Here is a 22,836-nt window from a genome sequence, read left to right as displayed (position 1 = left end):
CTAAAAATCGTGGTACAAATTCCTGAACGAGCTTCTTAGTCCAAAAGTTACCATGGTAGTTTTGTTGTCTGCTGCACTGTTCTTTTCCTGTCGATATAAGCCGCTTAGCTCAAAACGCAGGTTATACTTTGGATTAAGGAGGAATGATACAGTACCTTCGGCATAATAAAGTTGGGTATTTATTCCCTGGCCTATAGTTGTAGTTGTGTTGGCAGTAGGTACCAATGGCTTAGTTACAATTTTACCATTGTTTATAGCCGTTGTAGCATCAAGGCCATATTTGGCATAATTTACCTGTCCTTGCAGATCGATCCGGCCAAAAGAGTAATTCAATATACCCAAAATCTCCCTGAAATTTGCACCATAAGGATGCGCCAGCGGATCGCCATAAAATGCATAACTGCTGATGGTGTTTGTATTTTGGTAAGTGTATGGTTTAACTGTATTAAATTCAAAAATGTAATTAAAGCGCTTAACCTGTAACAGATCGGCTCCGCGTATACCCACCTGTACGCCATTTGTATTATCAGTGTTATTACCCGAAAAGAAATCACTGGCTTTAAACCTATCCAATAATAGCTGGGCATATAATGCGGTTTTATCAAATATTTTATACTTGCCTGTAAAACCAATTAATGTATTATCCTTTGGTTGCTGAGATGGGCCTAAGGAGCTCGAAAACAAAAGGGGATTTATAAAATTCACGTCAAAACCGCGCCTGTTGCCTGCCTCATCAGCTTCTGGCGATATAAGGGCATTGAAGAACCCGAATGAAACACGATTACTTACATTCCAGTCGATATAATGAAAAAATGCCCATTTACGGCGGTTGCTGCCAAAGGTATCAAATTTGGTTTCACGAGTATCTTCAATATAAGCCCATGTAGCCATGTATTGAACATGCTTGCCTAAGTTAGCTGTAACTCTTAACAAAGGCATATTAGCAGCATAATCAGATAGCAATAAAGACCGGTAGCCATCACCTATAAACATTTTATCCTCGCCTAAAGTTACATTTAAGTTCTTGGTAAAATTATATGACAAAATTGCGGTAACGTATGACCAGTCTGCAGTGTTTTTTGCTATACCGCTATAGTTCCGCAAATAAGCCTGTCCAGGTATAAAGCGATCTACACCAACCAAATTGCTGTAGTATAAAGGGAATTTAGCCGCATTTTCAAAACCACTGGTATAAAACGAGAATTTGGTACCAATGGTGCCGCCTACCTGGTAGCCGCGGGTATTTAAATAGGTTGATTTTTTAGATGTGAAATCAGTCCCGGCTTGTAGATCGAGTATAATATCCCCGTAAAAAGTATAGTCGGGTTTATTAACTTCAAAAAGATGTTCATTAAATATTTTTCGGTCCAGCCAGCTTTTACGATTATTATTTACACCAACATTCATTACCGAATCATAAGAATGTTGAATTAAACTATCAATCAAAAATGGCCGTAATGAAGTATGAAACGCGCTTTTTGTCGAATAAATATCGGCGTTGAACTTTTGATAAAGCTGGTAGGAGTTAGGCAAATAAGTAGATTGGCCTTGACATAATTGTACCGAAAAAAGGATTATCCCGGCCAACAAAAATGTTTTTCTGAAACTTACGGAGTAGAGTTTTTGCATCGCAACAAAATAAGTATTATTTATTGTAACATAAAAATTTCGTTTTGTTTATGATTTATTCATCCTTATATATGGCTTATTATAACCCTCATATTTTAGGATACAGAATATAAAAAACGAAAGTCACCTAATAAATGCAAAATAGTACAAATTTGTTTTCCTTATTAATTGTTCTAAATGAAGCTTTTACAGGTTCCATTATAATCAAACTTAGTAGCCGCCTTAATTGTGATGCATGTAATAGCGCGCCTTTAAAAGTTAATAAATGTTAAATTTGACATCGTCGATCGGTTTTTTTTAAATAAGCTGTAAAAATCATGATATTTGCCCGCGCGACGAAACCATTACTATTTATATAAATGCAGTACAAAAAAATCAATAATCTTTTAGGCTGGCTTTGCTTTATTATAGCCTCAGTGACCTATATTCTAACCTTAGAACCTTCCGTAAGTTTTTGGGATTGCGGCGAATTTATTTCATGCGCCTACCGTTTACAGGTAGCCCACCAACCCGGATATCCTGTATTTGCCATGTTGGGTAAATTGTTTTCCCTTCTTTCACTGGGCGATAATACCAAGGTTCCTTATTTTACCAATATGGGTTCGGCAATTGCCAGTGGTGCTACCATTATGTTCCTGTTTTGGACAATTACCGCATTAGCTAAAAAATTGATATTGGATAAACGCGATGATGTTGTTAACCAAACAAATCTTATCCTCATCATGGGTGCAGGACTTGTTGGCGCATTGGCTTTTACTTACACCGATACTTTTTGGTTCTCAGCTGTTGAAACCATCGTATTTGCGCTGTCATCATTATGTACTGCCATTGTATTTTGGGCCATATTAAAATGGGATGCCCATGCCGATGAAAAAGGTGCTGATAAATGGCTGGTTTTTATAGCGTATGTTATTGGTTTATCAATAGGTATACACTTGCTTAACTTATTAACTATTCCGGCATTAGCCATAGTTTATTTTTTCCGCAGGAGCAAAAAAATTACTGTTGGCAATGGTATCCTGGCTATACTTTCGGGCATTGTTATACTTGGATTGGTACAATATGGAGTTAGGGGATATACTATAAAATTTGCCGCCTACTTTGATCTTTTCTTTGTAAACTCTCTGGGACTGGGGTTTGGTACTGGTGCCTTTTTCTTTATATTGCTGATAGTGGCCGCATTAGTAGCCGGCATAATCTACAGTATCCGTGCTAAAAAACCTGTTTTAAACCTTGCTTTGCTTTGCCTGGCCTTTATATATTTTGGTTATGGCTCATTTGCATATATTCCCATCAGGGCTACGGCCAATCCCGATTTAAATAACTCCCATCCAGATAATGCGTTTACGCTTTATGGCTATCTGAACCGCATCCAATACGGCGAAAACCCATTGTTATTTGGCCAGTACTATGATGCCAAAGCTGTTGAGCAAAACGAGGGAAGCATCATATACCGTAAGGGAAAAACCAAATATGAAAATGCCGGCCGAAAGGTTGAAACCGTGTTTGATCATACTACCTTTCTTCCACGTATGTATAGCACCGAAGCGCAGGATATTCAGTTTTATAAAGACTGGTTACGCATTCCTGAAGGACAGGCGCCAACCATGGTTGATAATATGAAATGGATGCTGAGCTGGCAAATGTACCAGATGTACTGGCGTTACTTTATGTGGAATTTTGTTGGCCGTTATAATGACGCCGACGGACAGCAAAGTACCGAAAGTATTGACGGTAACTGGACAACCGGCGTTTTTGATGGCGGCCGTCACCTGCCAAAATCTGTAGTTAATGCGCCAACTTATACGCCATTATATGCTTTGCCGCTAATAATAGGCTTTATTGGGGCTGCCTACCACTTTACCCGCAAAAAGAAAGATGCGCTGGTAGTGTTATTACTATTCTTCTTTACGGGCCTTGCCATTGTTATATACGTAAACCAACCGAGCGTACAACCCCGCGAACGCGATTACTCTTACGTGGGTTCCTTTTATGCGTTTGCCATTTGGATAGGTTTGGGTGTGATTGCTATTGCCGAAGGCGCCCGCAAATTTTTGGATGGCCGTACCGCAGCAATTGGTTCAACAGCTATTTGTATACTGGTTGCTCCGGTATTATTAGCCAGTAAAGAGTGGAGGGCTCATGACAGATCTACCAAAATGACGCCACATGATATGGCCTATAATTACCTGATATCGTGCCCTAAAAATGCCATTTTGTTTACTTATGGCGATAATGATACTTACTCGTTATGGTACGACCAGGAGGTTGAAGGAATAAGGCCAGATGTACGCATCGTAAACCTGAGTTTATTCACCGGCGATTGGTATATACGCCAGATGCAGGGAAAAATGAACCAATCGGAACCATTGCCTATCACTATGCCTTTTGATAAATATAAAGAGGGGGTAAGGGATGCTATCTATTACAGCGACCGTAAATTAGACGGTCCGCAGGAAGTAAAAGAGGTGTTTGACTTTATAACCTCTGATGATAAGGCAGCCCAGGTAGAATATCAAAGTGGTGATTATGGCAATTATATGCCTACCAAAAACTTAAAGATCACCATTAACCCTGATGAAGTGGTTAAAATGGGAGTTGTTACACCTGAGCAGAAAAGCAAATTAGCCAATATTATGGATTGGAAATTCCCGCCAAATTATGTAACCAAAGAAAATCTGGCCATGCTTGATATCCTGGCGCATAATAACTGGAAAAGACCAATTTGCTTTACTACCACCATTGGTAACGAAAATTTGATAGGCTTACAGCCATACCTATATAAAGAAGGTTTTACTTATCATTTAATACCTTTCCAGAAAGATACAACCATACGTGATCAGCTGAGCAAAACAAACACTTTGGTGATGTATGATAATGTAATGAACAAGTTTAAGTTTGGCAATTTTAAAACTGCCAAATATCTTGATCATGAATCAACATCAATGTTTTACCCGGTAATGGTAACCACATTTAGCGATCTGATCCAAAACCTGATGAAAGAAGGCCGTAAAGACCTGGCGCTAAAAGCCCTTCATAAATACGACCAGGAAATGCCCGATATAAACCCGTATATCGACATTGCCGGACGTAAAATATTTTTAGCCCAAATGGCTTTCCAAGTAAATGATGTTGTACTGGGAACTAAAATGGTGCAAAATATTGATAACTATGTGGTTGATCAACTTGATTATAACTATCATTTATTGACATCCAACAGCGGTGGCTTAAATACCCGTGATGTTCAGATTAGCTTACAGGTACTAAATGGAATGACTGATTTCATGAAGGAAAATAACCAAACAGGATTGTTTAAAAAGTTTGATGGCCAATTAAAAGATTACGTTAAAAAGTTTTCGCCACTATTAGGCGGCCAACAATAAAATGCTTTGGTAAAGTCCCTATCCAGGGAATCAATTACCAAGAGCCACGATAGTTTAAATTCATAAACAACAAATGGAAGTTTTCTTTAAGAGAGAACTTCCATTTGTTGTTTTAAACGAGCTTGTTTTACCGATATCCTTTGGGGCGGGCATGGATTAAGCTAAATATTAAATAAATAATCATAAAGTCGGCTTCTTTATTTATTTTCATAGCCGGTATGCAAAAACACTTTAAATTATATCTCACATTCCTGTTTTGTTTTCTGTTCTTATTAATTGGCAACCGGGTTGTTAAAGCAAACACACCAGCAGTACACGTAACTCCCAAACCAACCTGGTTAAGTATTTGTAAACCCTATAACCAAAGACCATCAGCACGTACAATAGAAAAAGGTTTTTTTTATGCCCTTATTGAGCAGCAGGTACATATTGAAAAGCAAGCTGAATATCACCATATCATAAAAGAAATAGTATCCGAAACCGGGATCCAAAATGCATCGCAGATCAACGTTGGTTTTGACCCCAGCTTTAAGCGCCTTGATTTTCACGAGATCATTGTATGGCGTAACAATAAACCTATCAACCGCCTAAACATATCAGCATTTAAAGTTATAGCCGATGAACAGGATCTATCTAACTTCATTTACCAGGGTAGCTACTCTGCATTATGCATATTGGATGATATCCGCAAAGGGGATCGCATTGAATATTCATATACCTTAACCGGCCGTAACCCTATATTTAATGGAAAATTTTGCGATGATATCTCTTTTCAATGGTATCAGCCGGTGGCGCATCAATACACCGTTTGGATCACGTCGTTACAAAGAAATTTAAATTTTAAGGCCTTTAATACTATACCTAAAGCAACCATTACTCAAAATGGTGGCTTAAAACGATATGAGTACGAAAGCTTCCAGGTACCGGCTGCCCACTATGACGATAGCCAGCCAGTCTGGTATGAGGGTCGCGCACGCGTTCAGATCAGCGAGTTTAATGATTGGGCCGCTGTTACCAACTGGGCGCTCAGCATAAACCCCGCTGCTATCAATATAAAAGGTGATCTGGCCGCGCGTATAGCCGAAATAAAAACAAAAACAGGTTCCGACCAGGTAAAATACTTTCGCGAAGCGGTAAAAATCGTGCAGGACGAAGTAAGGTACATGGGCATCGAGATAGGGCAATATTCACACCGGGCTAACAATCCCGACAAGGTATTTAAACAACGTTACGGAGATTGCAAAGATAAATCGCTGCTGCTGGTATCAATGCTGCAAGCGGATGGCATTGATGCATCTATGGTATTGGTTAACTCGGGCGTACGGGAACACATTGCCGATTACATACCTACTTACTATGCTTTTGACCATGCCGTCGTTACTGCCAACGTGAAGGGAAGACAGGTTTGGGTTGATGCTACTATTGGTTACCAGGGAGGCACCGGTACCAATATTTATTTCCCCAATTATGGCAAAGGGCTGGTATTAAAACCTGGTAATAAATCGCTCACCGCCATACCACAATCACAAGCAGGAAGTATAGTTTATAACGATATTTATAAAATTAAAAACGATAAAGCTCCTGTTGAATTTACCGTAAAAACTACCTATACCTTCAACGAAGCGGATGACATACGCAGCAGACTGGCATCATCAGGTATGGCCGAAACGGAAAAGAACTACCTGGAATATTATGCAAAAACATATGCAAGAATTGAGCCTAAGGATTCGATAACTGTAGTTGATAACCTGGAAAAGAATGTACTTACAACAACCGAAACTTATATTATAAAGGACTTTTTCAAAACTGATTCTGAAACCAATAAACGATCTGTTGATTTGTATGCCAGTTATATAACGCAACAGTTGCCGACAATAAATGGTCAAATAAAAACACCGGTATCGCTAAGTTATCCTCTTAATTACGACTATACCATTAATGTAATATTACCCGGTGGTTGGGATATTACAAACCGTACTAACGCTATTAACAGGGATTATTACAAATTTTCGTCAGATTATTCTTCATCCGGAGATACCTTGCGTCTCAATTATAAGCTGGCTTATCTTAAAGACAATGTGCCGGTTAACAAATTGGCCGAGTTTAAAAGCGATTTAAAGAAACTTAATTATGATGATTTAAGTTACAACTTTACTTATGGAACTGTAAACGAGCCTCCTTCAAACGCAAACAATTTTATGATACTTTTTGCAGGATTCCTTACAGTGGGTCTTATATTTTTAGGTGTTTGGATCTATCAGCGCGAAACCCCGGGCATTGTTTTTAGCTATGGTTCAACATTTACACCTGTTGGCGGCTGGCTTGTATTGGTGATTGTGTTATTGGCCTTAACTGCATTTTTTTCAATATCTGTTCTGCTTGCGGGTGATTACTTCAGCCTTAAAACCTGGAATTTGGGTGGCGTTGGCATCCAGAACCTGAGCTATAAATTATTTGTGATTATGGAAGTCACCTGCTTTATAGCCCTAATATTTTACTCTGTTTATTGCCTTGTATTACTCTTGAACAAGCGCGATATATTGCCAAAAGTAATTACAGGTTATTTCCTGTTCACTGTTGCTTTTGTGCTGGTTGATTTTGTTTGGACGCTTACTATTAAATCCAACAGAATTGTTCAACCACATCCGTACATATTGGTTTACGCGATGATAGTTGCAGCTATATGGATTCCATATTTTAAAAAGTCGTCGCGGGTAGAGGATACTTTTATTGTGCCGTATCCTCCATATAATTACAGTTACGAAGGGCCCGAAGAACATCATTCGGCATCTAAAAACGGATGAGAAATCGCTATATGCCGTAATATATTACGTTTTTCAGCGATATATCGATTATTCAAGAATCCGGTATTTACATTAAGTAATTGATAAACAAATTGTTTATCAATTGGCACAAGATTTGAAAATAAGACTGCATCATTTGTATTCTGCCTTATTTTCAAATAACTCTTACGCAATAATTAAGCCCATAATTTTTATTAAACAGTTTAATAAAAAATTTTAGAATAAATTTGATAAACAATTACCCAATCCAAATGAAATTTCAACAACTATTAGAAGAGGTAAAACAATATGTCACTTCCTATTTCGACGCCTACCAGGATCCGGAACTGATATACCATAATATTAAACATACTAAAGATGTTGTTACTGCAGCAACCAAAATAGCCAACCATTACCAGCTAAGTGATGAGGATTTTTTTGTGGTAGTATCATCTGCATGGTTTCATGATACCGGCTACTTTACGGATAGGGCCGATCATGAAGCAAAAAGTATAAGTATTGCAGAGCATGAGTTGAAACAATTAAAGGTAACTCAGCCTGTGATAGATAAAATTAAAGCCTGTATCCTGGCTACCGAAATGCCTCAGAAACCAGTTGGCTTACTCCAGGAAATTTTATGCGATGCCGATCTTTTTCATTTAGGAACCGATGATTTTAGTGAAAGAAGTAAAATGGTTCGCAAAGAGATAGAAGCAGTGAAGCGTATCATCATTGATAAAGATGAATGGCGTGCCCGCAGTATTGAATTATTGCAATCGCACAAGTATTTTACAGATTATTGCCGCCTGTTGCTTGGTGATCAGCAACAAAAAAACCTCGACAAACTTTTAGAAAAGCAAAGTACGGTGAAGGATAAAACCGAAACAAAAGAACCTGCTAAAACAGATGAATATGTTGAAGCAGATGAATCTGCCGAAATAAACATTACCGACGCTTTCGATGAAAGCAAAAATGATCATGATAAACATGGTAAAAAGCATAAAAATGATAAGCCCGAGCGAGGCATAGAAACCATGTTCCGGATTAGCTCAAGCAACCATCAGCGACTGAGCGATATGGCTGATAATAAGGCCCATATTATGATTACGGTAAACTCCATTATTCTATCAGCTATAATCAGTTTGGTGTTACGAAAGCTTGATGAGCACTCAAACCTGCTGATTCCTACGTTTATGCTGCTTGGCGTAAGTTTATTAACGATGACTTTTTCTATACTGGCAACGCGGCCATCCATCCCGAGTGGATTGTTTACGCGCGCTGATATTGAAAAGAAAACTGTTAACCTGTTGTTCTTTGGTAACTTTTACCGGATGTCGCTGGATGAATACGCCGACGGTATGATAAAAATGATGGATGACAGCGACTTTTTATATGGCAGTCTTATCCGCGACAATTATTCACAGGGTGTTGTATTAGGTAAAAAATACCGGTTGTTGCGTGCTTCTTATAATATATTCATGTTTGGACTTATTATTTCGGTAGCAGCGTTCATTATTTCGACATTGCTCTAAGCAGTAAATTTTATAGCTAAATAGATAAATACTGCGATTATGGATCATTATTCATTTTTTGATAGGGACCTGAGCTGGTTGCTTTTTAACGAGCGTATTTTGTTGGAGGCCAACAAGGAAGATCTTCCCGTAATGGAAAGGATAAATTTCCTATCGATATTTTCGTCAAACTTAGATGAGTTTTACCGGGTAAGAATGCCGGTTTTACTGGCCCTGCACAACCTGACCACGCATGGCAATAGCGAAAAGGAAGATGTTTTATTGGAAGCACAAATACTGATAGGCCATCAGCAGCAAAAATTTGGGCAAGTATTTACCAGCAGGCTTATTCCCTTGTTAAAAGACAATAAGATTAATCTCCTTTTTAATGAGCCTATACCCGTTGCTATTAACGATAAAGTAAGCGATTACTTTTATAGCCAGGTAATGTCTTTTTTGCAGCCGATAGATCTTGCTGACACCAAAAAGAACTTTTTCCCTGAAAATAACAGGTTATATTTTTTTATAAATCTTCGTACCCGAGACGATAAGGAGCGAAATGTAATACTCAATATCCCTTCAAACCAGTTACCGCGTTTTTACAGTGTTAGTGCTGATGATCAGCAATACATTATTTTCCTGGATGATATCATCAGGCATAACCTTGATAAACTGTTTGCGAATGAAACATTACAAGGATGCTTTAGCTTTAAAATAACCCGCGATGCTGAACTGGACCTGAAAGACGAATACCAGGGCGACCTAACCGAGCAAATAGAAAAGCAACTGTTAAAACGTGATCTGGGCATAGCCACCAGGTTTTTGCATCAACCAGGTATTCCTTTGCGTATACTGCATTTTATAACAGAAAAGTTTAGCCTGCAAAGTTCAAGTGTGGTTGAGGGCGGAATGTACCATAATCTTAAGGATCTGATGGGCTTACCGGTTAATAATCCTTCACTACGCTACTCCCGTTGGGCACTCGCCACAAACATTGCTATTGGTAGCTGGAGTTCTTTGTTTGATTATATTGAAAAACAGGACTGCATTTTTCACGCGCCATATCAATCATACAATACGATACTACGCTTTTTTAACGAAGCTGCAACGGATGTAACCGTAGAGGAGATATTTGTAACCCTTTATCGTGTAGCCAGCGATTCACGAATTGTGAACGCGCTGATTAGCGCAGCCAATAATGGCAAAAAGGTAAGGGTGATGGTTGAGCTGAAAGCACGCTTTGATGAAGCCAATAATATAAAATGGGCTAAAAAGATGAAGGCCGCCGGCGTAAATATCATTTATAGCGATAAGGCCCTTAAAGTTCATGCTAAAGTAGCACTGGTAAAAAGGCAGGTGAATGGTCGTGATAAATATTCTGGCCTATTGGCTACCGGTAATTTTAATGAAAGTACCGCTGCTTTTTACACTGATCATATTTTAATGACGGCAAATCCATTGTTGCTGCGCGAAATGGAATTGCTATTTATTTTCTTATCTAAGGGAAAAAAATCTGCGGAGGGTTACCCTATCAATTTTAAGCATTTGCTGGTTGCGCAGTTTAATTTGCAATCGGGCTTTATGGAATTAATAGATAAAGAAATTGCAAACGCGAAACAAAACTTACCTGCAGCCATCACTATAAAGCTAAACAATTTGGAAGAGCGTAAGCTAATTGCTAAATTGTACGAAGCATCGCAGGCTGGGGTTAAAATAAGCATGATTGTGCGGAGCGTTTGTTGTTTAATCCCCGGAATACCGGGTATGAGCGAGAATATCACCATTAGACGTATAGTTGACCGTTACCTGGAGCATGGTCGTATATTTATCTTTCACAACAATGGCGATAAAAAAGTATTTCTTGGCTCAGCCGATTGGATGAACCGTAACATTTACCGCCGTATTGAGGTTTGCTTCCCGGTTTATGATGAAAAGATAAAGGCGGAAATTTTACAGATTATTGATTTACAATTAAAAGATAATGTACAAGCTGTAATTCTAAATGCGCAATTGCAGAATATAATCATCGATGCCAAACCACCCCTGGTGCAATCGCAGCGTGAGATACATAAATTTTTAAGTGGGGTTTAAAAGGTTATAATTATGCGTAAAGCCGTTATTTATATATCCATTTTACTTGTTTCGGTAGGTGCTGTTTCATTTATATCATGCACCGAAAGGGCCGACAGAAATGGAAATGATAGTCCTAAAGGCTATAACCTGGATAAGCCAATAAAATACAATATGCCCGACGAATTGCTTGAAATCTCGGGAATCACTTTCAATAATGGCAAAAGCGATTCCTTATATGCAGAGCAGGATGAGGAGGGTAAAGTATTTTACTTTAAATTAGGCGATAAACAGGTTAGCCACAGCAGGTTTGGCAAAAAAGGCGATTACGAGGATATTGCTATCTGCCATAACCGGGTAATTATGTTGCGCAGTGATGGGCTGCTGTTTACTTTTCCGCTTAGCCAGATAAGAAGCAAAGAAGTAGCCGACGTACAAAAGCTGGAAGGCCTTTTACCGCCCGGAGAATATGAAGGTATGTATGCCGACGAAAAATCGGGCCAGCTCTATATTTTATGCAAACATTGTACGGATGAGCACCCCACAAAAAGCAGCAGTGGTTACATATTTGCCTTACAAACCGATGGCTCACTTAAGCAAAGCGGAGATTTCGGCATCAACGTTAAATCTATTGAGAAAATACTGGGTAAAAAGCGGATTGGTTTCCACCCATCGGCATTAGCGAAAAACGTTAATACCAATGAATGGTACATTTTGTCGTCGGTTAACAAAATGCTGGTGGTAACGGATATTAATTGGAATGTAACAGCGGTTTACCCACTAAATACTTCATTGTTTGGCCAACCCGAGGGTATGGCATTTGATGCAAACTATAACCTTTACATTTCCAACGAAGGAAGCAAAACCAGCGAGGGGAATGTTTTAAAATTTAAATACACTAAATAATAGCAAAATGATAAGAGACGCGAAACTGATCTGGATTTTTTTTATAATCATTGCATTTACAGGTTATCATAATTGCTTAGCCCAAAACCCAGATATTAATATTTTAAAGAGTATCAACCCTCGCTATCCAACGTCCTTATATTGGCGCAATACCAGTAATTCGGCCTATTATGGAGCAGGAGCTGCCTCCTTCGGCACGCTGATATATGGTTTAGTCAGCAACAATGAAACAGCTAAACGTAATGGTATCGAAACCATTATCAATTTAGGAGCATCTGTTTTAGTTACGGATCTTCTTAAGGTAACTGTAAATCGTACCAGGCCGGCTGATAGATACCCTAACGATGTGTTTGTTAATTCGCCAACACACAATCAGTCTTTTCCTTCGGGGCATACCAGCCTGGCATTTGCAACAGCAGCCACTTTATCTATACAGTATCATAAATGGTATGTAACCGTACCGGCTTATTTATGGGCATCATCGGTAGGTTACTCCAGGATGTATCTGGGTAAACATTACCCAACGGATGTATTAGCAGGTGCTGCTGTAGGCATAGGTACATCATATGCAGGCCATTGGCTTAATCAAAAGTTATTTAAAAAGCACAACCCAACCGTAACTGATCATGAATAAAAAAATACTTTTCTTATTCATTTTATTCCTGGGCAGGCTTGCTGCAAAGGCCCAGGATTCGGTACGTTACCGGGTAATACTGATTGGTGATGCAGGCGAAATGGGGGTGCATCAAAGCGATGTTTTAAAACATGCAGCGGCTAACATCGTCAAAAACAAAACCATTGTAATGTACCTGGGCGATAATATATACCCAACAGGTATGGGCTTACCGGGCAGCCCTGATGAAGATCGCACAAAAAAGATCCTTCAATCGCAATATCAACCCATGCGCGCTAACGGCGCACCCGTTTATTTTGTGCCCGGCAATCATGACTGGGATAAAATGGGACCGCAAGGACTGGCTAAAATTAAACGCCAGTGGCAATATTTGAATGAGCAACAGGATAGCTTATTGAAAATGATTCCCTCAAACGGGTGCCCAGATCCGGTAGAGATTGATTTGAATGAAAATTTAACAGTTATAGCCTTTGATAGTGAATGGTGGTTATATCCCTATAGCAAGATTAATAACGATGCGGAATGCGATTGCAAAACCAAAGATGATATAATAGATAAATTTGAGGAGATATTGAACAGGAACCGCAATAAGGTTATTCTGCTGGCATCACACCATCCATTTCAAAGCTATGGCACACATGGCGGCAAGTTTTCTTTGAAAGATCATATTTTTCCGTTAACTGCGCTCAACAGCAATTTAATGGTGCCCTTACCGGTAATTGGCTCATTGTATCCTTTTTTACGTTCATCCTTTCCTAATCCCGAGGACTTGAATCATCCCTTATATAAGGATATGATAACGCGAATAGATGGTGTTTTTAAAGGCTTCCCAAATATGATCCACGTAGCAGGACATGAACATGGCCTGCAATTTATTAAGAGCGACCAGGTACAGGTAGTAAGTGGGGCAGGTGCCAAACGCACCTACGCTACAAAAGGTGCACACACTCTTTTCGCCGATGCTACTCAAGGGTATGTTATCGCCGATATGCTGATCGATAATAGCATCCGTTTTACTTACTATATTGATAGTACAACAGGCGTAAAGCAGGCATTTACCTACACCCAACCTTATACACCTGTAAAAGAAGAGCTTGATGCGACTGTTAAACCAATTACCGCAGATAGCGTGGTAGTTAAAGTGCATCCTTCCTACAATAACGTAAGCAAATTTCACCGCACCATATTTGGCGAAAACTACCGTAAGGAGTGGGCGGCAGATACTAAATTACCTGTTATCAGGATCTCTGAATTTAAGGGAGGCTTAACTCCCGAGAAATTGGGTGGCGGTTTTCAAACCCATTCCTTACGTTTAATAGATAATACAGGCAAGGAATGGGTGATCCGCAGCGTTGAGAAAAGTCCGGAAAAAGTACTGCCCGAAGAATTCCAGGAAACTTTTGCTAAAGATTGGGTAAATGATGCCATGAGTGCACAACACCCATTTTCAGCACTCATCGTTCCGCCATTGGCAGATGCCGCACGCGTGCCTCATACCAATCCCCAGATAGGGGTGATGTCGCCAGATGAAAAGCTGGGTAAGTACAATAAGATATTTGATAATAAAGTAGTACTGATTGAAGAAAGAGAGCCCACAGGAAAATCCGATGCTACCGCAAAAATGCTGGCAGTTATGTTGAAGGACAATGATAACAGGTTAGATGGAGATGCGTTTTTACGCGGCCGTTTGCTTGATTTATTAATTGGTGACTGGGACAGGAGAGGCGACCAATGGCGCTGGCAAGGCACCAAAACCGATAAGGGTATTGTTTATACAGGCGTTCCCCGCGATCGCGACCAGGCGCTTTACACCAACCAGGGTATATTACCTTATCTTGCTTCAAGAGAATGGCTGGAACCCGACTTACAGGGCTTTGATGGCAAAATTCGTAATATATATTACTCTGCCTGGAGCAGTATGTTTGCAGATCTGCTTCCTGATGTAAAATATAATCACGAGCACTGGACAAAAATAGTTAATGATTTTGTAGCTGCCGAAACCGACGAGGTTTTAGAAGCGGGCTTAAAAAGGCTTCCGGCATCATCCTATAAATTAAGGCATGATCAACTATTTAAACAATTAAAAGAACGCCGTGCAAATATCCCGGCGGCGATGGAAGAGTTTTACAAGATCACCAATAAAATTGTTGAGATCCACACCTCCCGCAAAAATGAATTGTTGAATATTAAAGATATCCCGGGTAATGGCCTCAACATTGTTATCAATAAAATTAACAATAATGGCAAAGTAAGGGATACGTTAATGGATATCAATTTCATGCCGGATATTACCAAAGAGATTAGGATCTATGTTGGTGCGGGCGCTGATAGGGTGATATTGAATAACGCAACATCCCCTATAAAACTTAGGTTTGTTGATAGCGTGGATGTTAAAAACTATAATATCATCAAATCAAAAAACAAGGTGCAGATTTATGACCCCGGCACGTTTAAGCTTACGGGTGATACTTCAAAAGTGCGTAGATATCTTTCGGCAGATAGCGCTAATATCTCCTACATGGCAACAAACTTATCTAATGTTACCATGCCGCTTGCCAATATTGAAATAAACCCCGATGAAGGCTTTTTGCTGGGCCTTGGTTTTAAATATACCCACCAGGATAGTTTTCGTAAATTCCCTTACAATGATGTGCAGCAGGTGTTTGTAAGCCATTCATTTTCAACTAAAGCATTTAGGGTTAATTATAATGGTGAGTGGATAAAAGCGGTGGGAAATGCAAACCTTTTATTGCAATTTCAGGCCAATTCGCCCCAAAGCCTTAACTTTTTTGGGCGTGGCAATGAAACAGTATTTGATAAAACAGGCGACTATAAAAGATTTTACCGTACCAGATTCACTACCGTTCAGTTTGATCCTGCTTTAAGCTGGCATAGCAAATCGGGCACTACTATAAATGTGGGTCCATCTTTTCAATACTATAATTTAAACGATGCCGATAACACAGGTCGTTTAATTACAAATCCATTACTTACAAAAAGCACAGATCGTTATAACTTTGATAAACAAAAGCTTTTTGCCGGCGTAATAGTTAATTTTACCAGCGATAAGCGTAACAACCAGATCCTACCTGCCTGGGGAAGCTATGTAAATATTAAACTGCAAGGTTATGCGGGTTTAAATAGCTATTCAAATACCTTTACACAGCTTATACCACAAGCAGCATTGTATAAAAGTTTAAATACTAAGGGCACTGTTGTACTGGCCGAAAGGATTGGTGGCGGTATCACCATTGGTAAAACAGCTTTTTATCAATCCTTGTTTTTGGGTGGGCAGGATAACTTATTAGGATATAGATTATACCGTTTTGCCGGGCAATACAGCTTTTATAACAACCTGGAATTGCGTGTTAAACTATTTGATTTTGCCAGTTATATTGTACCGGGACAGGCCGGGCTTTTGGGCTTTTATGATATTGGCAGAGTTTGGGAAAAGGGAGAGCATTCAGATAAATGGCATAATGGCACGGGTGCCGGTTTATATATTGCACCCGCTAAACTGGTAGTAATAAAAATAGTTGCCGGGCACTCTGAAGAAGGATGGTATCCTTATCTTTCAACAGCATTCCGATTTTAACAAGGGATAATTTTATAATAAAATGCACACCGAAGTATTAAATATAAGCAAGAACGAATGCACTGTTTGCCAGGTTGATATGTGCCTGTCATTCAATCCATTTGTGGAACATTTAAAGGAGCGTGTAATTACCGAGAAAACCCTTAAAAGTGAATTCTATAAATATGTTCTTAACAAGTTTGAAACGGATACCTGTATAGACCTGGAATTGAACCCGGAACATGCAGAAAAATACCGTGGAATGCTGGAACTTGTTTTTAGCATACTCACCCCGCCCATACTCAACGAAAAGGAATTTTATTGGGCATTAAGCACTCCGGTGCCTGATAAAATTTTTTTTAGCACAGAAGCATTCTTTAATTTCCATTCCAGTCATCACTCTGGTTTGTATGTGGTAGATATGCCCGGTAGTGAGCTGTTTACCCAACGCCAGAGAAGGTTTGTTTACAACTTGATATTGGAGCGCATGTATGGTTTTAGCACAGTGCTTAAAAACGAACTTTTGTACAGCTATGTTGACCCGGAAACAAACCTTACCCGGTATTATAGCATTTTCACCAACCCCCAGTTTGTAACTATCATTGCAAAAGGCGAATTACCCAAATTAAAGTTTGAAACGATAGAGCCTTACCTAAATGGCTTTGAAGGAATAGAGGTATTAGAAAACATCTTACCGCTATCAAATTTTATGTTCCGTGGTTTTACGGTGATCACCTTAACGGATATTACACTTCCGCATGCTATGGAAAGCATCAGGAATGAGTTGGTTAATCACTCTGCAAATGAATCTGAGCAGTATGATCATATTATCAAGTCATTAAAAACTTTGTCTGAAGATCCCTTTATCGAATTTGGCTTAATGCCGTTTTTAACCGTTAATAACAAGCCGATATTTGACAAGAATGAATGCTCGCAAAGTATTTTAATATCATCAGCAAAGCAATATAGCATGGCCGAAGAGGCTTTTCTGTCAGTTGCTGAAGATTACAGTAAAAATCCTAAACCTTTATTTTTTAATATCATCAGTGATGAAAAGGTAGCAAAATTTCCTTTTCTTAAAGTATTAAAACAATCCGGAATTAAGTCGTATGGAATTTTCCCGGTTTATTATAATAAAAAGAACGTAGGCATAATGGAAGTATACTCGTATAAGGAAATAGCCTTTTACGAAAAGCTGCTGTCCAAATTGCAAACCGCTATTCCGTTAATTGCCCAATTACTGCAAAATAGTATCGACCAATTCGATGAAAAGTTAGAGAAAGTAATTAAAAATAAATTCACCTCGCTACAGCCATCTGTACAATGGAAATTTAATGAAGTAGCCTGGACTTATCTTACACGAGGAAACAAAAAGCATAAGAACCAGGAAATAGAAACCGTGGTTTTTAATAACGTTTACCCATTGTTTGGCGCAATAGATATTCGCAACTCCACTATAGAGCGTAACACAGCCCTACAGGATGACCTTGAAGCGTTGTTAGTCCTCACCATAGATACTTTAAAAAAGTTAAAAACACACATTCACCTTAGTCTTATTGATAACCTGGTATTTAAATGTGAAGAGTGGCTGCAAAAAGTTAGTGGATTTATAACTACCAATGATGAGCTTACACTGGATAGCTTTTTGCAGGATGAATTGAATCCGTTTTTAAATCATTTCAGGCAAAACTATCCAGAGGAAAAGCCGGTGATTGATAAGTACTTTGATGCCCTGCCCGAAGAAACTGGCCTTTCATTTGCCAACCGCCGCAACCTGGAAAACTCTATGCAGCTCATCAACACCAGTATTAACAATTACCTGGAGATGGCTCAGGATGAGGTACAAGGATCGTTCCCATGTTATTTTGAAAAATTCAGAACCGACGGGGTTGAATATGATATTTATATTGGTCAATCTATCGCGCCTCACAAAGCATTTGATCTGCTGTATCTAAAAAATATTCGCCTTTGGCAATTACGGTCCATGGCCGAGATAGCCAAGTTAACCAACAGCTTAACCGACCAGATATCCCGCCCGTTACAAACTACACAGCTGATATTTATACATTCAAACGCTATTGATATCAGTTTCAGGAACGACGAAAGGCGTTTTGATGTAGAGGGAGCTTATAACATACGTTATGAGGTGGTGAAGAAGCGAATAGATAAGGTGTTAATTGCCGGCACGGTTGAACGCCTTACCCAACCAGGTAAAATTGCGATGGTCTATTTTAATCAGATGGAGGCCACTGAGTACCAGGAATATATTAAATACCTGCAGGATCGTCATATCCTCAACAATGATTTGGAATATCTCGACCTGGAAGAATTACAAGGCGTTACCGGCTTAAAAGCTTTAAGGGTAGGTGTTAATTATGATTTTAAATCATAAAATAAAGTTATGTGTTGTAATAATTAATACATAACCGATTAATTTTAAAACGCATATAAATCAACATATAGCCTATGAAACCTCCATTATTGTTTTTATTGGGGATGACCTTGTTTATCACTAATAATATAAGTGCGCAATCATTAGGCGATAGCGTAAAATTGGCCATCGAACCTCAATACAATAATGTAAGCGGTACACACCGTTTTTTTCTTGGAGAGAATTACCGTAAACTATGGGCAGCTCCGGTAAAGTTCAGCGTTTTTCATATATCAACAGAAAAGGGCGGCTTAAAGATCTTGCAGAGGGGCGGAGGGAAACAAACAAAATCTTTACGCCTGCAAGACCCCACAGGGCAGCAATGGGTATTACGGACCATCCAAAAATATCCGGAGAATGGCTTACCGCCCGACCTGAGGCCCACCGTAGCGAAGGATATTTTACAGGACCAGGTATCTGCCGCGCATCCGTTTTCGGCGTTAACTGTGCCACCATTGGCATCAGCATTAGGAATTCCGCATTCTAATCCTAAAATTGTATATGTGCCCGATGATCCCGCATTAGGCGAGTACCGTAAGGATTTTGCCAACCAGGTTTTCCTGTTCGAGGAACGTGAACCGCTGGATGCTGAAAAAACTGAGAACACCGAAAAAGTACAACAAAAGCTCCAGGACGATAACGATAATCACGTTGATGAAAAGATAGTGTTACGGGCCCGCCTTCTGGATATGCTATTGGGCGACTGGGATCGTCACGAAGACCAATGGCGCTGGGAAAAAAAGGAAGGTAAACACGAAATCATCTATGAGCCAGTACCCCGCGACCGCGACCAGGTTTATTATAAAACCTCCGGGCTGTTCCCCTGGATAGTTGCCCATCAGTGGTTAAAATCAAAATTCCAGGGATATAGTGAAGAAATAAGGGACATTAACGGATGGAATTTTAATGCCCGTTATTTTGACCGTTATTTTTTAAATGCCCTGAGCGAAGATGACTGGAAACAGCAGATAGCTTTTGTGCAGAGTAAGCTGACCGACGATTTGATCAAAAGGGCAGTTAAACTGATGCCTGATACCATATACAAGCTTTCGGGCTCGGGAATTATCAAAAAAATGATAGCCCGACGGAATATACTTTATAAACAGGCAATGGAATATTACCGCTTCTTATCCAAAGAGGTAGAAATTCCAGCGAGCGATAAAACGGATAAATTCAACATCAATAACCTGCCTGGCGGTAATCTTTCTGTAACCATAAATAAGATAAAAAAAGACGGTAGTATTGACAAAGTTACCTATCAACGCACTTTTAAACCGGATGTAACACAGGAAGTAAGATTGTATGGTTTTGCCGGTGATGACCAGTTTTTAGTAACGGGTACTGAGCCCTCGCCTATAAGGGTGCGCATGGTTGGTGGCGATGGGGTGGATAGTTTTTATGTAGATAAAAATCTGCATAATAAAAGCAAGCTTTATTTATATGATCGATCAGATCAACCGAATAAATTACCATCCTCAACAGAGGTAAAAATTCGCACGTCAACAGATACCGCGGTTAATCAATATGATAAACAAAGTTTTAAATTCAACAGGTTTGAGCCAATTGTACTGGCTAATTATAGCACAGATCTTGGTATATCCCTTATCGGCGGTTTTTCTTACGAAAAACATGGTTTCCGTAAAGAGCCATATGCTTTCAGAAATGAGTTTTTAGTAAATTATAACTTGTCCAGGCAATCGTTCCTGTTAACGTATTATGCCAATTGGTGGAAGCTGATAGGGAATAATGACCTGGCCATTAATTTTGTTTCGCTCGGGCCCCATAATCTTAGTAATTTCTTTGGGATAGGTAACAATACTGTTTTCGAAAACAAGGGTGATAAAAAAATCTCGTACTATCGCAATCGTTACGATTTTGTTACTGCTGATGTTTCCTTACGACAAACACAGGGTAACTGGCATCTAAGTGAAGGCATTGCGGGGCAATATTATAACAGTAGCATATCTAATAACAGCAACCGTTTTTTAAACAATTACGATCAGTTAAATCCGTCCGAAAATGTATTTGGAACCAGGTTTTATACAGGGGCATTGGTAACAGCTAAACTGGATACCCGCAATAAAGCAACCATACCTACCAAAGGGATCTACTGGAGTACTACCCTTAGCGGGTTTACAGGATTAAGTTCTGGTAGTCATAACACTTACGGGCAAATACTATCAGAATTCAGCTTTTACCTAAATCCCGACAGGGACTCGGTACTGGTTATAGCCAACAGAACGGGTTTGGGCACTACAGTTGGGGATGCCACCTATTTTCAGCTAATGAAATTGGGCGGAGCCCAAAACTTCAGGGGGTTTCATACCAACAGGTTCACCGGTAAGTCTATCGCCTACAACAACCTCGAGCTTCGCCTTAAAGTGCTTGATTTTGCATCTTACCTGCTGCCCGGTTCAATAGGTGTTATCGGCTTTAATGATGTAGGCCGTGTTTGGGTGCCGGGCGAAAAATCCAGCCAATGGCATGATGGCTATGGTGGTGGTATTTACATCATCCCTGCGCAACTGGTTTTAATTGAAGCAGTAATGGGTTTTTCAAAAGAAGGATCATTACCTTACATTACTATTGGATTGAGGTTTTAAGCTTCACCTGTCCATGACGTGCTTGTCTAATCGCGCAAAACTTACGAAGTTTTCAAAACTTCGTAAGTTTGATCCCAGCGATATCCTGTCATTCTCCCTTCAGAGGATAAACATTTTTAATTAAAGAAGAAGTATATCTATCTGGTGCGCATGTACCATATTTACAATTGGCGACCATGCAAAAACCGTAAACCTGCCATCTTGCGAGGCCACTAAAGCAATAGCATCTTTTTGATCAAACACAAACTGCGCTGCAGATAAATGCCGCGTACCGCCGTTTTGTGCCGGGTGAATTATTTTTGTTGAGCAGCCAACAACCGGCTCGGTAACAATAATTTCTTCAACACGCGTGCTTTTTGATGAACGGCCTATTTTGGCACCAAAGGCAAGCAGCTCATGTTTATCATTAATTACCGTGGCGCCATCTATAGAGGTTAGCCCACCAATGGTATCAACTGCACGGCGTAGTTTTTCCTGCCAGGAAGTATGATATTTTTCAATGCCTTCATGAATCATCAGGTCGGTAAGGCCAGAGAAAGCCGGCGAAACCGGGTAGGATATAGGAGAAATAATGGATTCTGTCCAATCGTCGCTCCCGGATGGTACAACCAGCAGTATACCGCCACGTTTATGAGCCTGCATAGATGCCGCTAACTGTACCAGCACATTCACCGGATCATTCCAGGAAGATGGCAAAGTAAAATCAAGCATAGAGGTAAGAATGGTGGGACAGTCGGATAGGGTAGAGCCTTGTTCATCAACTACCTTAATATCGTCGCCTTTTAAAATGGCTATATTCACAAACTTACCAAAACCATCAACACGGCGATGTTTTACAACCAGTAATCCCGGCTCTATTACCTCCAGTACAAAACAATAGGCAGGTATGGCAAGCGTTGTTCCCCAAACGTAAAGTTCCCCATCTTCTATCCAAACGCCTAAATGTATCCCCGGTTGCTGCACAGCCGAAGCAAATTTTGTAAGAATATTGGGCGCAAGTTTTATTTTATGTCCGAACAACAGCGGTTGTCCGGCGCTTTCAGGCGGTAAAAAAGCCAAAGTAAATTTTGGCGAATAACCTTCTTCGCGACGTAGGCTCGCCCAGAAGGATATATCGATAATAGCCTCAATAGTTGCAATATCAGGTGTTGGCGCGGCCAGGTCGACGCTTTCTACATTTACCATTGAATGGAAATGTTTAAAATGCCGCTCTAATGACGGAGCTACAACGCGGGCAGCTTTATAAGTTGGTTCAGAGGTAATACTCCTTGATTCCATATTGATTATAAGATGATTCCCGGCTGGTACGGCC

The 22,836-nt window shown here is 39.7% G+C and carries 11 protein-coding genes; 9 read left to right on the top strand and 2 right to left on the bottom strand.

Annotated features, from left to right (window positions below; translation table 11 throughout):
* Complete coding sequence (locus AC1DYB_RS20525) at positions 1-1,629, bottom strand: gliding motility protein RemB (protein WP_477437584.1); 1,629 nt, start codon at positions 1,627-1,629, stop codon at positions 1-3.
* Positions 1,630-1,988: 359 nt separating this feature from the next.
* Here AC1DYB_RS20525 and AC1DYB_RS20520 point away from each other — a divergent pair, with 359 nt between their 5' ends.
* The 9 genes from AC1DYB_RS20520 to AC1DYB_RS20480 all read left to right on the top strand — a co-directional run bounded on the left by AC1DYB_RS20520 (position 1,989) and on the right by AC1DYB_RS20480 (position 21,524).
* Entirely contained in the window at positions 1,989-5,012 is a 3,024-nt protein-coding gene (locus AC1DYB_RS20520; RefSeq protein ID WP_477437582.1) for a glycosyltransferase family 117 protein, read from the top strand.
* Positions 5,013-5,230: 218 nt separating this feature from the next.
* Positions 5,231-7,816 (top strand): DUF3857 domain-containing protein, encoded by a 2,586-nt coding sequence (locus AC1DYB_RS20515; protein ID WP_477437580.1) that lies wholly within the window; start codon positions 5,231-5,233, stop codon positions 7,814-7,816.
* 251 nt (positions 7,817-8,067) lie between these two features.
* Complete coding sequence (locus AC1DYB_RS20510; RefSeq protein ID WP_477437578.1) at positions 8,068-9,327, top strand: Pycsar system effector family protein; 1,260 nt, start codon at positions 8,068-8,070, stop codon at positions 9,325-9,327.
* Between the two features lie 39 nt (positions 9,328-9,366).
* Positions 9,367-11,397 carry a polyphosphate kinase 1 gene (gene ppk1 / locus AC1DYB_RS20505; RefSeq protein WP_477437575.1) on the top strand — a complete coding sequence of 677 codons (2,031 nt, stop codon included), beginning with the start codon at positions 9,367-9,369 and terminating at the stop codon, positions 11,395-11,397.
* A gap of 12 nt (positions 11,398-11,409) precedes the next feature.
* Entirely contained in the window at positions 11,410-12,282 is an 873-nt protein-coding gene (locus AC1DYB_RS20500; protein ID WP_477437573.1) for an SdiA-regulated domain-containing protein, read from the top strand.
* A 7-nt stretch (positions 12,283-12,289) separates the two neighbouring features.
* Positions 12,290-12,916: a phosphatase PAP2 family protein gene (locus tag AC1DYB_RS20495; protein WP_295718704.1), complete on the top strand. Its 627-nt coding sequence runs from the start codon at positions 12,290-12,292 to the stop codon at positions 12,914-12,916.
* Positions 12,909-16,511: a metallophosphoesterase family protein gene (locus AC1DYB_RS20490; RefSeq protein ID WP_477437571.1), complete on the top strand. Its 3,603-nt coding sequence runs from the start codon at positions 12,909-12,911 to the stop codon at positions 16,509-16,511. Before AC1DYB_RS20495 ends, AC1DYB_RS20490 begins: the two co-directional genes overlap by 8 nt.
* 22 nt (positions 16,512-16,533) lie before the next feature.
* The gene (locus tag AC1DYB_RS20485; RefSeq protein ID WP_477437569.1) at positions 16,534-18,882 is read left to right on the top strand and encodes a GAF domain-containing protein; all 2,349 of its coding nucleotides are present in this window, start codon (positions 16,534-16,536) and stop codon (positions 18,880-18,882) included.
* 74 nt (positions 18,883-18,956) lie between these two features.
* Positions 18,957-21,524: a BamA/TamA family outer membrane protein gene (locus AC1DYB_RS20480; protein ID WP_477437567.1), complete on the top strand. Its 2,568-nt coding sequence runs from the start codon at positions 18,957-18,959 to the stop codon at positions 21,522-21,524.
* Positions 21,525-21,644: 120 nt separating this feature from the next.
* On the opposite strand, the gene AC1DYB_RS20475 is transcribed toward AC1DYB_RS20480, so the two are convergent.
* Positions 21,645-22,802: a putative sensor domain DACNV-containing protein gene (locus tag AC1DYB_RS20475; protein WP_295718695.1), complete on the bottom strand. Its 1,158-nt coding sequence runs from the start codon at positions 22,800-22,802 to the stop codon at positions 21,645-21,647.
* Between the last annotated feature and the right edge of the window lie 34 nt (positions 22,803-22,836).

It is taken from the genome of Mucilaginibacter sp. P2_A4 (assembly GCF_056405015.1).
The sequence above is the reverse complement of the archived record's forward strand: the minus strand, read 5'-3'. Positions and strand labels throughout refer to the sequence as shown.

Bases quoted from the DNA above. Each gene is read 5' to 3' on its own strand.
- AC1DYB_RS20510 (WP_477437578.1), top strand. From the start codon at position 8,068: ATGAAATTTCAACAACTATTAGAAGAGGTAAAACAATATGTCACTTCC.
- AC1DYB_RS20520 (WP_477437582.1), top strand. From the start codon at position 1,989: ATGCAGTACAAAAAAATCAATAATCTTTTAGGCTGGCTTTGCTTTATT.
- AC1DYB_RS20485 (WP_477437569.1), top strand. From the start codon at position 16,534: ATGCACACCGAAGTATTAAATATAAGCAAGAACGAATGCACTGTTTGC.
- AC1DYB_RS20495 (WP_295718704.1), top strand. From the start codon at position 12,290: ATGATAAGAGACGCGAAACTGATCTGGATTTTTTTTATAATCATTGCA.
- AC1DYB_RS20525 (WP_477437584.1), bottom strand. From the start codon at position 1,629: ATGCAAAAACTCTACTCCGTAAGTTTCAGAAAAACATTTTTGTTGGCC.
- ppk1 (WP_477437575.1), top strand. From the start codon at position 9,367: ATGGATCATTATTCATTTTTTGATAGGGACCTGAGCTGGTTGCTTTTT.
- AC1DYB_RS20490 (WP_477437571.1), top strand. From the start codon at position 12,909: ATGAATAAAAAAATACTTTTCTTATTCATTTTATTCCTGGGCAGGCTT.
- AC1DYB_RS20480 (WP_477437567.1), top strand. From the start codon at position 18,957: ATGAAACCTCCATTATTGTTTTTATTGGGGATGACCTTGTTTATCACT.
- AC1DYB_RS20500 (WP_477437573.1), top strand. From the start codon at position 11,410: ATGCGTAAAGCCGTTATTTATATATCCATTTTACTTGTTTCGGTAGGT.
- AC1DYB_RS20515 (WP_477437580.1), top strand. From the start codon at position 5,231: ATGCAAAAACACTTTAAATTATATCTCACATTCCTGTTTTGTTTTCTG.
- AC1DYB_RS20475 (WP_295718695.1), bottom strand. From the start codon at position 22,802: ATGGAATCAAGGAGTATTACCTCTGAACCAACTTATAAAGCTGCCCGC.